Source organism: Paenibacillus sp. P4_A9 (assembly GCF_056402415.1).
The window spans coordinates 1-13,433 of sequence record NZ_JBFUHL010000096.1; the positions used below are offsets into that span (position 1 = coordinate 1).

The following is a 13,433-nucleotide window of genomic DNA, read 5'->3' on the forward strand; positions in this document are numbered from 1 at the left end:
GTTGTAAAGAACGAAATACGAATGTCTGCTTAAACGTCAACCCGGATCGTCCTGGTTCCGCCTATGGTTATGTCGATATGGGTGGATGGGTCGGAGGACAATCGGAATACGTGATGGTTCCTTACGCAGACTTCCAATTGCTGAAGTTCCCAGATAAGGATAAAGCGATGGAAAAAATTCTTGATTTAACGATGCTTTCAGATATTTTTCCGACAGGATATCATGGTGCAGTGAGTGCAGGCGTTCGACCAGGTTCAACCGTATACGTTGCAGGTGCTGGTCCAGTTGGACTTGCTGCGGCTCACTCTGCTCAGCTGCTTGGTGCTGCGGTAGTCATTGTAGGTGACTTGAATGCAGAGCGACTAGCGCAAGCGAAAAGCTTCGGTTGCGAAACGGTCAATCTGCGTGAGAATTCGGATTTGGCCGGACAAATTGATCAAATTCTTGGCTCCCCAGAAGTCGATTCAGCGATTGACTGCGTAGGCTTCGAGGCACATGGTCACGGTAAAGCGCATGGTGAAGCGCCTGCTACGGTGCTGAACTCGATCATGGAAGTTACGCGCGCAGGAGGCAGTTTGGGTATTCCTGGGCTTTATGTAACTGGTGATCCGGGTGCTGTGGATGAGGATTCCAAAATTGGAACCTTGAAGATTCGTTTCGGTCTTGGATGGGCGAAATCCCATACCTTCGTAACGGGGCAAACACCTGTCATGAAGTACAACAGAGAATTGATGATGGCCATTATGAGTGGGAGAGCACAAATTGCAAAAGCGGTGAATGCCACACTCATTTCGTTAGATGCTGCTCCGCAGGCTTACCAAGAGTTTGATCGCGGTGTTTCCAGAAAATTCGTCATTGATCCACATGGTCTTGTTAAATAAATCTTAACTTACTCGGAGGCACTTATGCATAATGTAGAGGGTTGGGTTGAAGCTTGTGAAGTCGATGATATTGATGAAGAAGATGTCATTCGATTTGATTATGAAGACCGTACGTTTGCGATTTATCGCTCAGACAAAAGCAAATATTATGCGACGGATGGGTATTGCACCCATGAGAAGTTTCATTTAGCTGAAGGTTTGGTTATGGGCAGCACCATTGAATGTCCCAAGCATAATGGCCGGTTTGACTATACAACGGGTGAAGCGAAGCGTACACCCGTATGTGTCAGTCTAAAAACCTATCCTGTAAAGATTGAAGAAGATAAGATCTTCATCAAGATAGACTGAGGAGCGAATAGAGAATGGCCGATTTAGGAATGGTTATTGTTGGTGCAGGGGAAGCCGGTGCGMGAGCGGCTGTTGAACTCCGAACTGAGGGTTGGGGTGGGCCGATCACGCTAATCGGCAAGGAAAAGCTGGCACCTTACGAACGACCGCCRCTTTCCAAAAGCGCATTGATTAATGAAGATGAGCCTCTCCCAATGACGATTCTGGACGAAGCAAAGCAATCCCAGTACAACATTCAGTTAATTACGGATAGCTCGGTCGTTAAGATAGATCGAGAGCAGCATATGACAGAGCTTAGTAATGGGCAGCATGTCAGATATGAAAGGCTCTTGCTTGCTACAGGAGCCTCGCCACGTCGATTAAACATGGAAGGCTCCGACACGACAGACTTGTTGTATCTTCGCACTTTCGCTGACGCGCTCGTATTGCGTTCACGATTTCTAGCAGGAAAGCACATCGCTGTCATCGGAGCGGGCTTTATTGGCCTTGAAGTAGCGGCAAGCGCTCGCGAAAAAGGCTGCTCGGTAACCGTTATTGAAGTAGGACCGCGTATTCTGATGCGTGGCGTTCCTGAAGAAATCGCGAGAATCGTAGAGGCGCGCCATCGACAAGCAGGTGTCGAGTTTAAGCTAGGGGTAGGGATAGGAAATATTGGGAAAACGCCAGATGGACATTCGATTACGTTGGCAGATGGAACCGTTATCCAATGCGATGCAATAGTTGTCGGTATTGGCGCTATTCCTGAAACATTATTAGCTGCTCAAAGTGGACTTACGGTTGACAATGGTATATGGACAAATGAGGAACTCAGAACGAGTGATGCGGATATTTTCGCAGCAGGTGACTGCTGCTCCTTCCCGCATCGGCTCTATGGAGGCAAGCGTATYCGTCTKGAAGCATGGCGCAATGCACAAGACCAAGGAACGCACGCGGCACACAACATGCTAGGCGCTTCTAAACCCTATTTGGAAATCCCATGGTTCTGGTCGGATCAATATGCTCAAACCTTGCAAGTCACCGGCTTGCCGGAAAGCGGTGTGAAGACGGTCGTAAGAAATCTAAGCGATACGGATAAGCTATTCTTTCACCTCTCGGCTGAAAATCAATTGGTTGCGGCATCCGGCGTAGGCTTAAACGCGAAAATTGCCAAGGATATTCGTCTCGCGGAAATGCTCATTCAGAAACAAGCGATACTCGATCCGAATGATTTAGTAAACCCAGAAGTAAAAGTTAAATCGCTTTTGAGCTCTATTTCATCATTATAAAGATATTAGTATGAGTAGTTGGGCAAAAGTCCCTGACTTAATTCAATTAGGCTACACACATGGTATTGTTAAAAAAGGCGTAACGGCATAATGCCGTTAGTTAGAAATAGCAAAGCGCAAATCTCCTTGCTGTCGAAAGCAAGTGGATTTGCGCTTTTATGTTAGTTGATACCGCGAGGTGTCAGCATTTTTCCTATATTTCATGGGTGTCGTGCCTATGAGTTTTTTGAAAGCCTGACAGAAGTAAGGGAAATTGTTCATCCCCACCTCAATACTGATCTGCTCAATTCCCTTATTACTAATATGCAATAACAGACAGGCTTGTCGAATGCGTCTAGCGAGTACATAGTCCATTAAACTTGAGCCCGTTTCTTGTTTAAAGACGCGAGATACATAATATTTCGAAATATGCAATTGCTCGGCTACCGAATCGAGCGAAATCTCCTCCGCGTAATGCGTCTCGAGCCAATTCATGATTTTTTCTGAATAGCGAAGCTGTCTCTGAGGATGTAAGCCGTTTTCTACGGGATTACCAAATCCTTTTGCATAGAGAAATTGAAAGGTCTGCAGGAGAAGCAAGCCGAAATTTTGTTGCTTTTGCTGGTCCTGATCGTTAGCCAACACATGAGCATAATGCTGAAATAATTGACTAAGAAAGCTTGTCTGGTCCATCTGCTGGAGCACTTGCTCATGGACTTCATTGTTCCACAAATGTTGAAAATMTTGATGCAAATGTGGGAAAGAAGCAAAAAAGTGCTCAAAGATAGAGGGCTCCAACGTGATTATGGTACGTTCGAAAGGCGCATCTGGAGTTACATCAACTTGAATATGATGAAGTTGAAACGGCTGCAAATATAAAAATGTACCAGATTGTATCGGATACACTTTGCGATTCACCACAATTTGTCCATTGCCTTGATACACGTATAATAATTCCATCCCTTGATGACAATGATAAAATCCTTTATAGTTCTCGGTCGAAATTCTGCGATAGCTGAAACGATATGGGATCTCATGYAATGCCGCATCTTCAAGCAATTTCAATGTGTTCATCCCTTCCTATAACACCGATGTAACCTTTAAATATTGTACCATTTTGAAATGAAATATGACAAGAAAACAACAATTTTATGCATTGAGGCATAACTTTCAAGGAAGTAGATTTACTATAATGAAGGTATGTTAAGTTTCAGTTAGATACATGACTAAGGAGTGATTATGGTGGAGTATACGACATTTGGTAAAACAGGGATTCGAGTTTCTAAGCTTGGTCTTGGAGGCGCTCCTCTTGGCGGGGATTTTGGGCCTGTCACTGACGAACAAGTCATTGAAGTGATTGATCGAGCTTTGGAGCTTGGGATCAATTTTATCGATACAGCACCGTTATATGGGCGAGGAGAAAGCGAGCGCCGAATTGGGTTGGCGCTTAAAGGGAAAAGGGATCAAATGGTCATCGCGACCAAAGCTGTTATGCGCGGTGTGCCGTATACGTATGAGAATACGATTCTTTCTGTGGAAGAAAGTCTTAAGCGTCTTGGCACGGATTACGTGGATGTCATTCAAATGCACGAGCTTTCGGAACTGAACTCGGAGATGGGGATGAACGAAACGATTCCTGCCTTTCTTAAACTGAAGGAACAGGGGAAAGTAAGGGCAATTGGGGTCAACGCTTTAAATCCGTCTTTGTTGCTGCCTTTTATTAAGACTGGGCTTATTGATTCCATCCAAACCTTCTATCGTTATATGCTCATCGACTATTCGGCTATGGACGAGCTTCTTCCGACAGCAAAGGAATATGGGGTGTCCGTCATTAATGGAAGCGTGCTTGGCATGGGGTTTCTTGCTGAAGCGCCAGCTCCTTTTATCAAGCATGATTCGCCTCTTTATATAGAAGCCCAGCGCCGCATCGGGGAGTTAGATTTCCTTCGGAAGACAGAACCAAAGGGGCTAATCGAGCCTGCCATGCGCTTTAGCCTTGCAAGCCCTGACATTACAGTAACTTTAACGGGAACGACTTCAATGCGCTCGCTTGCACTGAATGCGAGCTATTGCGATGGCGTCGGCCTGCCGCAACATGATTTGGATCGGCTGCTCTCTTTATTTCCAGGTCAGCCAATATCTTGGTAAGGGGGAACTACAATGATGAATAACACACCATGGATAGACGAATTATGGCATAAAATCAACGATAAAGTAGAACGAATGAACGCGTCGATTGGCGCTGATTTCCCGTATATATCTTATAATGGAAAGTACAACAGTGAAGATCCGGATTGGTGGACGAATGGGTTCTGGCCAGGCTTACTCTGGTTGGTGTATCGTGAGTCTAAGAATGATCTGTTTAAAGATACAGCAGATCAGATTGAAGCCTTGATGGATCCCGTGCTTCTCGACTTTTATCCACTGCATCATGATGTAGGCTTTATGTGGAGCTTATGCTCCGTGGCACAGTATAAGCTGCTTGGCAACGAAACGTCGAAGCGGCGGGCAATGACCGCAGCCAGTCATCTGGTTGGTCGTTACAATGCGAAAGGGCAATTCATTCGCGCTTGGAATCAACCGGAGCGGACAGGTTGGGCGATTATTGACTGCATGATGAACTTGCCGCTGCTCTACTGGGCGAGTGAAGAGACAGGTGATCCGCGGTTTAGGCATGTAGCTGTTCTTCATGCGGATACAACATTGCGTGAATTTCTTCGTCCAGACGGATCTACCCACCATATTGTGTGTTTCGATCCTGAGACGGGCGAAAGACAAGAAGCGCTTGGCGGGCAAGGTTATTCACCGGATTCGGCTTGGGCGCGCGGCACCGCGTGGGCGTTATACGGCATGGCACTGAGTGCTCGCTACACAGGGGATCAGCGTTATATCGATGCAGCGAAACGTGCAGCGCATTTCTTCCTGGCGAATGTACCCGAAGATGGGTTGCCGCCATGGGATTTCCGAGCACCTTGGGAGGAAGACATGGCGATGGACTCGAGTGCCACAGCTTGTGCAGCCAGCGGGATGTTGGAGCTGAGTTTGTTGGTGCCGAAAGGCGAGTCTGAGTTATATCGACAAGCGGCTGAGAAATTGATTTTTAAATTAAACGAAAGATATACATCTTTGGATGACCCGAATGAAGAAGCCATTCTTCGCATGGGCACGGCAAATCGACCTAAGAAAACACATGTCAATGTGCCAATGATTTATGGGGATTATTTCTTCGTAGAAGCGGTCTGCAAGCTGCGCGGCATCCACGATACATTCTGGTAGGAGGAAACAACCAATGTCACAAACGAACAGTTCGAATTCCAGATCTTCTAAGATTTATGCTCGTGATTCGTGGACGCCGCCAGCTTGGGCGCTAATGGAGCGTAAAATCATAGATACCCTGAATGAAGCGGCAGTTGAATATGTAAAGCGCTATACACGCGAAGATGGGACCATTATTTGGCGTGAAGATTGGCCAGGAATGGACGGCTCCGACGATCCTTACGAAGCATTCATGAATTTATCTTTGCTTTACACGCTTGGTGGGAACGAAGAAATGCTGCGGTTGTCCCGTCTCATGTGGGATGCCATTACGTGGCAATGGACCGAATACGGCCAAATTCATGATGAATTCGACGCTTACTATGATTGGATGCATCATGGCGAAGGTTACTTATATTTCTATTTCCTTGGTTTATCTGATCCGCATCTTCTGAAAAATCGTCAGCGTGCCGTTAAATTTGCTGAGCTCTACATGGGGACGAACCCGGAAGTACCTAACTTTGATGCGGAGCGGAAGTTAATGCGTTCGCCAATTACGGGTAGTAAGGGACCTCGTTTTGAAATGACAGAAGAGGACTGGGTTACGCACCGCGGTGTTTTAGACGATTATTTGGCACCATTCGAGGATATTCCAGGTGTGGATTTCGCAAGCGGGAAGTGCAAGTGGTCAGACGATGACATCTATCGTGAAATTATTAAAAGAATGAATGAACGGAAAGCGAAAGGTGACGTCCCTCTTAATCTGAACTCAACTGGGCTGATGACTAACGCCTTCATGTACACGGGTGATGAATCTTATCGTCAGTGGGTCTTGGCTTACTTGGCAGCTTGGGAAGAACGCACCCTTCGGAACGACGGTTTGATTCCCGATAATGTTGGTTTAAATGATATCATTGGCGAATACAACGACGGCAAATGGTGGGGCGGGTACTATGGCTACCGTTGGCCGCATGGCTTCATGTCCATCATTGAGCCTTTAACCAATGCGGGGATGAATGCCGTTCTACTTTCCGGTGATCGCAGCAAGTTAGATCTGGCACGTTCACAACTGGATCGTAACTGGTCGTTAGGTAAAGAAATCAATGGGAAATGGCATGTTCCTCATAAGCACTTTGATGCTGGTTGGACAGACTATCGAATCCAAGTTCCGACCTACCCGATTTATTTATGGACGGTCTCGATGTCAGAGGAAGATGCGGCCCGTGTAGATCGGATTCCTTACGAGGATCATTTCCGCGCTATCGATATGCCGACGATTTCCGGCAGAAATCCCGTAACTCGCAAAGAAACGAAACATTATATTGCGAATACTGTGCCTTGGTATTTATATATGAGAGGGCAATTACCGGATTACCCTGAGCAGATTTTAAAGCAAAATCTAGAGCTGATCGCCATTCAGCTTGAGAAACTGCGCTCTCCTGAAGGGGATCCAACAAGCTGGGATTGGGATCATCCATACAGTATTCATCAGTGGCAGGAATTCTCGCCGGTTTATTTCGAAGGATTGCTGCAAATGATGCTAGGCGCGCCTATGCACATCTCCCATGGTGGCTTGCAGCATGCGAGAGTGCGTTATTTCGATGTAGAACGCAAGCGCTGCGGTCTTCCTGAAGATATCGGAGCATTGGTTGAAGCGCTCGGCGATGAGTTTGTCACGTTAACATTGGTGAACTTGTCTTCATTCAACGAACGCGAACTGATCATTCAGGCAGGCAGCTTTGGTGAGCATCAGTTTACGTACATGGAAAGCTATAATCAGCGTGGCGAAAACATTGGTGAAAGCTACATTGATACCAAATGGTTGCCTGTGAGATTGGCTCCTGGTGCTGGTATTCAACTCAAACTAAGCATGAAACGCTATGTGAATCAGCCTACTTATGAGACGCCATGGAGTTCGGAAGTAGAAGCAACGGCAACTAAGATAATCCGCGGGCGAAACCAAGAATAAGCGTTAGGAGAGTATGAAATTGATGACAAATAATCGTCAATCAACACATAGGGATGACGTTGTCTATCTCGATAGTCATGTCCACTTCTGGAAGCTAGAGCGCGGTGATTACCACTGGCTTAAACCGAGCAATCCCACTCTATATCAGAATTATTTGCCCTCTGATCTATTAGCTCTTGAGGCTACGAATGCCGTTCGAGGATTTATCGCCGTGCAGGCAGCACCGACAGTTGCTGAGACGGAATTTATGCTTGAGCTGGCAGATCGAGATGAGCGAATCGTAGGTGTTGTAGGTTTTCTTGATCCATTCGCGGATTCATTCATTGACGAGTATAGACGCTTACGTAACAATCCGCGATTCGTTGGTATCCGATTGGACCGTTCCATCTTTGTACCAAACGCAGAGCAAGTGTCGGATTGTTTGCTCAAGCATCTGCAAATGATGGAGGAAGACGGCTTTTCTATTGATCTGCTGATTGGACCAGATAATATGCCAACCGTACTTCAATACCTGAAACTTGTCCCACAATTAAAGGCTGTTATTAACCATCTCGGTGGTCCACCTATTCGTACAGGTGAAATGGAGCTTTGGGCGACTTACATGGACGAGCTTTCTGCATTTCCGAATGTGTATTGCAAATGGTCAGGTATGATTACGCCTGCAGAAGGAATGCATCCAGAGCGATTGGCGCCGTATATTCGTCATACAGCAGAAAGATTCGGTCCAAAGCGGATCATGTTTGGCAGCGACTGGCCGGTAGCTTTACTGGCAGGCAGTTACGATGATGTTGTTCAATTATTTGAACAGCTGCTGCCTGATCAATGGACCGGCGAAGAGCGCGCGAACGTACGCATGCATAATGCGAAAGATTTTTATTTTGGCATGTAGGAGAGTGAAAGAGCATGCAAAGATTGCTGTTCTACTCACAAATACGTAGAGGAAMGGTTAGGGAATTCAATCGAATCGTGAAAGATAGCACAGAGAAACTGCAAAGAGATTGGGCCGCTGCAGGTCTAGTAAATGCCGCGGTATTCACTTGCAATCTCTACGTTTGCGTTTATGCCGAAGAAGTACAAGAAGGGGTTACACCAATATGGGATTGGCCCGTTTCTTTTGATCGCTATCTGGAGAAGTGGCCAACGGAGCCTGATCAACAAGTCAACGCAAGTGAATCGCTGCATAGATTGGCGATACCGATGATCGACGTGTTTCATGATGGCATGCCGGAAAGCGCAGAATCTTGGCGCGGAAGTCATCCTGTAGAGGAACGTATAGGCTCGATCGCTAGATTGAAACCAGAAATGGTGTCGAGCTATATTTACTACCATTATCTGAAGCAGGAAGAGACACCAAATAGCTTTAACCAAACGTATCTGATTGGATTGCAGGGCAGACTGATCTTCTCCTACCATGAGTTGCCTGCAAGGGTGAATCCAGCCAAACGTCAAGGCTTGTTGAGTACGCAACAAGCACCGGCTAATTGGCACGAGGTGATGTTCCCTCATTTTGACCTATGGGAAGAAGCGGTAGAGGGACAGCAGATTTGGCGTAAAATGGAGCGATTGATGTAAAAACAGCCGATTAGGAGTCATGCGACTCTTAACCGGCTGTTTTAATGTAAGGGGTCAAATGCGATTGGAGCCTGGCTTGAGATAAGGCGATGGCATCATCTTATTTCGGGTTTATTCACATTCTACCTAGAAATAAGGTGATGGCGTAACGCTATTGTGATAAAACCTGAGGAAACATCAGCTTTTGGCGTTAATAGCGTTATCGCGTAACGCTAATTTGCAATTGGGTGTCCCTTGGGGCCAAATAGCGTTATCCTGTAACTTTATCTAAAACCGCTGCATGGCCTTGGGTCCTAAGTTGATATATACGAATGCGATTGGAGCCTGRCTTGAGATAAGGCGATGGCATCATCTAATTTCGGTCTATTTTGCTCAAAAGCATTCCGCGGCGAAGCAGTTTCTTATGCTTTAAGTCCTGTAAGGTCCGTATCTGTGTGAATACACCCAGGACCAGGTTCAATTCTAGCTTTAAAATCATCCTGTACTTCCATGCTGGCACATGTTTTTAAGCTAATGGATTTATGTTCGACACGGTTCTCGACCAAGGTCATTTCTCCGGGATGATTAAACACACAACCATTGAAGTGAAGCTTCGTTTTCAGATAGTCCGGCATTGCTTTGTTACCGTAGAAGAAGATCCGGTTATCTTTAAAACTGGAATTCACTATGGAAACCACATCTACCGGCGTTGTAATCGTCATAAATGGTTTATTTTCTACATGTAACACTTGAATCCGATCGAAGAATAGCTGCTCTTGGCATGGAACCGGAGATCCAGGATAATAGGAACGGCTATAGCGATCATTGTCAAAATGAATGGAGAAACTGGTTCTTGGTTTGTATAATTTGATATCCCGGAAGGTCACATTGCGAACTCCCGCGGTATAGGTAACATCATCCTGTACCATTACCCAGTGAATACCGTCCAGAATAGCAAAGCCTGATTCATGAATGGGCTGAGTAATGGACGTATACAACTTCGCATCGGGGTCGGCTTTGACACGATATAGTCGTCCGTTCGAAACCACGGTGTCCGATTTCTGGACTTGTATACCGCTTTCCCAGTTGTTCCAGGCTCCGGCCAATATGCGGCAAAAGTAGCCGACCGCTCCCTTGTCAGCATCTCTGCTCGCTAAGTCGTAACAGTTCTCAACAACACCATCTTCAATCCAACCAAGCTCCGGATTTCCCACATCATAGTCATGCGCATTGAGGGCAACTGCATCGTCAAATGTTTCAAATATCCCGTTCGAGATATGAAAGCGCCTGCCTCTGCCGAGATGAACACCATCTTTATCACCCATAATGATCACATCGCGAATGATGAGATCTTCAAAGGTACAAATATGAATGCCATACTGCGCTTTGCCCAGATCCATACAACGAAATCTTTCTATTTTCAAATCTTTGACATAAAAGAAAGCAAGCTGTCCATGCAAGCCGAAAACCTCGAACTTGCGGATATCCATGCCATTCACAATAATGTGCAGATTTTCGACGGTGATATGTTGATCATACGTTTTGGACAGAGCTCCCTTGTTCAAGATGACATGAGAAAAGGGCCCTTCTTCATCAACTTTTTCAATAAAAATGTTGTTACCAAAGATTAATGATGTATAACTACCCATATAAACCGTTCGTGCGAGTCTATAGGTACCAGGTCGGCTAACGGTTATCGTTCCAGTTACATCCAGAGCGCTCTGAAGAGCTTGGGCATTTGCAAGTCCAGTCGCCTCTGGTGAAAATCCAAAATCAGCAGCATCTATAAATGTGTGCATAGCTTCCGTCTCCTTATATGTCGTTCAGGGATGTATCTACCATACATTTGATTGCTGTAAAGTGACCATGTACAATTTAATGATCATTTGTACAATCTCATGATAAGAATGAAGGAGACGGTGTTATGTTTGATTGGAAGCAGCCTTTTACACTAGCCCCTTATTTTCAACATATCGTAAAGCGCAAGTGTCACCCGCAATGGACAATGAAAAGAACCAGCTGTGACCATCATAATTTTACTTTTATAGAAAGCGGCATGGGCTGCATAACGATTGAAGGCAAGGAGATCGTACTAAAAAGAGGTGTATTGATCTACATGGAAGAGGGCTTGGAACGTGAAGTTATCAGTTCCATCGACCAACCATTGGAGCTATTTGGCGTTAATTTTTCTTATTCAGTTGCGACCTACCAAGAGGAAGGCTGGATACATACAGAGCCGCCACTGCCTTTTAACACATATCAAGAAATTCAGGATTCGATTACTTTTGATCGTCTGGTTAATCTGTTTAATGAATTAACCACGGCTTGGATCGGCGTTCAGCCTGACAAGCATTTCCGTTGCCAAATCGCCTTCATGGAAATGATCAAGCTGTTGATGGAATGGCAGGACAATAAGTTGTCCTTATTGCCGCCGCAAACCAAAAAAGTACAGATCATCATTGACTATATGGCTTCCCATTTGGAAGAAAAGATTTCCTTGCGTCAGCTTTCCGAAAACTTCGCCATTAGTGAATCGCACATCGATTATCTGTTCCGAAGGACAACTGGACAATCTCCGATCCACTATTTAACTCATATGCGCATTAATAAAGCTAAGCAATTGCTAGCGGAGGCGTATTCAGTTACACAAACGGCATGTCTTACCGGTTTCCAAGACATTTATTATTTCAGTAGATATTTCAAAAAAATCACTGGCTATTCCCCTTCAGCATATCGAATCAAGTAAGTGAAAATTGCGACTGATGTAAAAACAGCCGGATAGGAGTCAAGTGACTCTTAACCGGCTGTTCTAATGTTCCGCGACTTAAATGATGTCTTGTTTGTCAATTTTTTCAGGAATAACGATAAACACGGCTAAGCCACTGTGTAGATTTGGCGTAATGAAGACCCCGTAGGCTTCGCCAAATAGTAATTTAATCCGTTGATTTAAGTTTTTCAAACCAATATGCTTTTCCTCTAAACTTATTCCGCTGGCGAGCTTTTGCTGAAGACTAGCGAGTTGGTCCTCAGGCATTCCTTTCCCATTATCGGAAACGGTGATGACGATTCCGTCTGATGTTCGTAGTCCAGTAATAATAATCTGTCCTGGATTACGTGTAGGAATTATACCGTGCTGAAACGCATTTTCCAGTAGCGGCTGAATGGAAATCTTTAAGATATGGCAAGTAAGAAGACTTTCTTCAATCTGCCAAATAACGTCAAATTTATTCGGATATCTGGCTTGCATAATTTCCACGTACTGTTTGGCATGTTGGATCTCATCGCTTATCTCAGTTAGCGGATTATCTGTATCCAGACTGCGTCGCAACAAATCGGAGAGCGCTGTAACCATCTTGGACACGTTATTATGTCCTTTCGTTAATTCAATCGCAAGATACTTAATCGTTTCTAAGGTGTTGTACAAGAAATGCGGTGTCGTTTGATTTTGCAAGGCAATCGTTTGAGCCTTCCGTAAGGAATGCATACGGAGCTGCAACTCTTGTTCGAGGCCTCTTTTGGCATCTAGGGTTCTGAATATCGAATTAGTAATGGTTCTCACCTCGTTCCATTTGCTTTTCTCGCTTGTGTCCATGAGAGGCTCCAATTTTTCTTGGTCTTCAATCATAGACATGATCTGATTTACAGGTGAAAACGTTTTAATAGAGATCAATAAGGAGACCACTATGACGATGATCCCGCCTATTGCAAAAAACACATACAAAAATGTTCGGAGATCTTTCATTTTCTGTTCATAATTATTAAGAGGCAACAACGAGATATAAGTTAAATCTTTATACTCAGAGGGTAGCGCAGATACAATATATTTCTGTTTGTTAATGGTTTTAATTAAGGTGTTTGGGGCTGTGATATTCGCAAGGACATCCGCACGATTTAGTAGATCGATATCATGGATATTGGACATAAATTCATTGCGATTATTGCTGTAAACCACCACATCTCCACTCAAGATGTACGTGTTTTCAAATTGCTCGCCTGTTTGAAATAAATAATTGCGAAGCTGTTCGATATCAATATTCGCGGTAACAGCCCCAATTCTAGACTCATAGGAATAGGCGGGCAACGTAAAGGAAATGAAGTATGGATACGTATCGTTCCGTTTACGTAGATCCAAAAAAGAGCGGTTTCCTTCCATTTTCTGATAGACGGATTTATACCAGGTTTTGT

12 protein-coding genes are annotated in these 13,433 nt (G+C 44.9%); 9 read left to right on the forward strand and 3 right to left on the reverse strand.

Translation table 11 applies throughout. The features are described 5' to 3' along the window. From AC1DVJ_RS28125 to AC1DVJ_RS28135, 3 genes are all read left to right on the forward strand, one after another. Nucleotides 1–881, forward strand: an 881-nt coding sequence (locus tag AC1DVJ_RS28125) for a zinc-binding dehydrogenase (protein ID WP_477595688.1), incomplete at its 5' end; no start/stop codon positions are given. Nucleotides 882–905: 24 nt separating this feature from the next. Further along, nucleotides 906–1,229: a MocE family 2Fe-2S type ferredoxin gene (locus AC1DVJ_RS28130; RefSeq protein ID WP_477595690.1), complete on the forward strand. Its 324-nt coding sequence runs from the start codon at nucleotides 906–908 to the stop codon at nucleotides 1,227–1,229. 14 nt (nucleotides 1,230–1,243) lie between these two features. Then, nucleotides 1,244–2,494, forward strand: coding sequence for an NAD(P)/FAD-dependent oxidoreductase (locus tag AC1DVJ_RS28135; RefSeq protein ID WP_477595692.1), 1,251 nt, complete (start codon nucleotides 1,244–1,246; stop codon nucleotides 2,492–2,494). A gap of 156 nt (nucleotides 2,495–2,650) precedes the next feature. Here the strand turns inward: AC1DVJ_RS28135 and AC1DVJ_RS28140 are convergent, their stop codons facing one another. Beyond that, a complete protein-coding gene (locus AC1DVJ_RS28140) occupies nucleotides 2,651–3,547 on the reverse strand; it encodes an AraC family transcriptional regulator (protein WP_477595694.1) in 897 nt (298 codons plus the stop codon). A 168-nt stretch (nucleotides 3,548–3,715) separates the two neighbouring features. Between AC1DVJ_RS28140 and AC1DVJ_RS28145 the strand changes: the two genes are divergently transcribed. The 5 genes from AC1DVJ_RS28145 to AC1DVJ_RS28165 are packed head-to-tail and all read left to right on the forward strand — an operon-like array spanning nucleotide 3,716 to nucleotide 9,269. Then, a complete protein-coding gene (locus tag AC1DVJ_RS28145; protein ID WP_477595696.1) occupies nucleotides 3,716–4,621 on the forward strand; it encodes an aldo/keto reductase in 906 nt (301 codons plus the stop codon). 12 nt (nucleotides 4,622–4,633) lie between these two features. Next, entirely contained in the window at nucleotides 4,634–5,749 is a 1,116-nt protein-coding gene (locus AC1DVJ_RS28150; RefSeq protein WP_477595698.1) for a glycoside hydrolase family 88 protein, read from the forward strand. Between the two features lie 13 nt (nucleotides 5,750–5,762). After that, entirely contained in the window at nucleotides 5,763–7,697 is a 1,935-nt protein-coding gene (locus AC1DVJ_RS28155) for a DUF8034 domain-containing protein (protein WP_477595700.1), read from the forward strand. Between the two features lie 22 nt (nucleotides 7,698–7,719). Continuing rightward, nucleotides 7,720–8,586, forward strand: coding sequence for an amidohydrolase family protein (locus AC1DVJ_RS28160; RefSeq protein WP_477595702.1), 867 nt, complete (start codon nucleotides 7,720–7,722; stop codon nucleotides 8,584–8,586). Between the two features lie 14 nt (nucleotides 8,587–8,600). Continuing rightward, on the forward strand, nucleotides 8,601–9,269 hold the full coding sequence (locus AC1DVJ_RS28165) for a hypothetical protein (protein WP_477595704.1): 669 nt from the start codon (nucleotides 8,601–8,603) through the stop codon (nucleotides 9,267–9,269). A gap of 401 nt (nucleotides 9,270–9,670) precedes the next feature. Here AC1DVJ_RS28165 and AC1DVJ_RS28170 read toward each other — a convergent pair whose 3' ends face one another. Continuing rightward, on the reverse strand, nucleotides 9,671–11,047 hold the full coding sequence (locus tag AC1DVJ_RS28170) for a hypothetical protein (protein ID WP_477595706.1): 1,377 nt from the start codon (nucleotides 11,045–11,047) through the stop codon (nucleotides 9,671–9,673). A 125-nt stretch (nucleotides 11,048–11,172) separates the two neighbouring features. Between AC1DVJ_RS28170 and AC1DVJ_RS28175 the strand changes: the two genes are divergently transcribed. Next, nucleotides 11,173–11,994, forward strand: coding sequence for a helix-turn-helix domain-containing protein (locus AC1DVJ_RS28175; protein WP_477595708.1), 822 nt, complete (start codon nucleotides 11,173–11,175; stop codon nucleotides 11,992–11,994). Nucleotides 11,995–12,072: 78 nt separating this feature from the next. Here AC1DVJ_RS28175 and AC1DVJ_RS28180 read toward each other — a convergent pair. Further along, the coding region (locus AC1DVJ_RS28180) for a sensor histidine kinase (RefSeq protein ID WP_477595710.1) at nucleotides 12,073–13,433 on the reverse strand (1,361 nt) is incomplete at its 5' end.